The organism is Thiolapillus sp., from assembly GCF_048562965.1.
Lineage (GTDB): Bacteria > Pseudomonadota > Gammaproteobacteria > Chromatiales > Chromatiaceae > Thiolapillus > Thiolapillus brandeum_A.
This window is the reverse complement of sequence record NZ_JBHNMF010001307.1, coordinates 1-711: the sequence shown is the minus strand read 5'-3', so window position 1 is coordinate 711 and position 711 is coordinate 1. Positions and strand designations below refer to the sequence as shown.

General features: G+C 51.9%; 1 pseudogene. It reads right to left on the bottom strand.

The annotated features are described in order from the left end of the window. Window positions 1-500, bottom strand: a pseudogene (locus ACOCD2_RS23990) (hypothetical protein); the annotation flags it as partial. Window positions 501-711 lie beyond the last annotated feature (211 nt).

Here is a 711-nt window from a genome sequence, read left to right as displayed (position 1 = left end):
CGCGCATGAGGGAAGCGTTTGCGAAAAAAGCGCACCTGGCTGGAATAACCCGTAACACGGGTGGGCAACCACAGGGAGCGTAATTGGCCCTGTTGATAATCCAGTAATAGCCCCAGCCAAGCCAGTAATAGCCCCAGCCAAGGCCATTTTTGCCACAGCGAGGCAATCAGTCGCTGGCTGCTGGCGTGGTGAAAGTATCCCAGATAGCTTGCCATACAGCTGCGAAGTGCTTGCAGTGACTGACCATGAGTGCTACTCCCTTGTCCGCGAATATATCCAGATTCAAAAGCCGCGAGCTTTTGATTCAAATTGTTCACCACCCTGTGCCGCACCAGCCGGTAGTGTGGACGCGTGATGTAGCCGAGAAAGTTCACGCCTTGCGAAATGGGGGCAATCATCGCGTCGGACCGCAGTTTTAGTGCCAGGCACTGTTCAAGGAAACGGGCGATTTCCCAATGCCAATGGGCAAGTTGCTGCTTGTCATTGTGCAACAACATCATATCATCCACATAACGCAGATAGACAACAGGCGTTGCGCATCACGCCAGATAGGTAGCTGCTCCCGACTACCACGACTTGTCTGATTCACCTCTGATTCACCATTACATCTTTATACCTTCTGAATGCCAAAAAAACAAATCACTGTCTGGAATGCACTAGCCACACACTTAGATCGTGGTTGCGCTGGCTTTTGTTGGCGCCACCACTGCT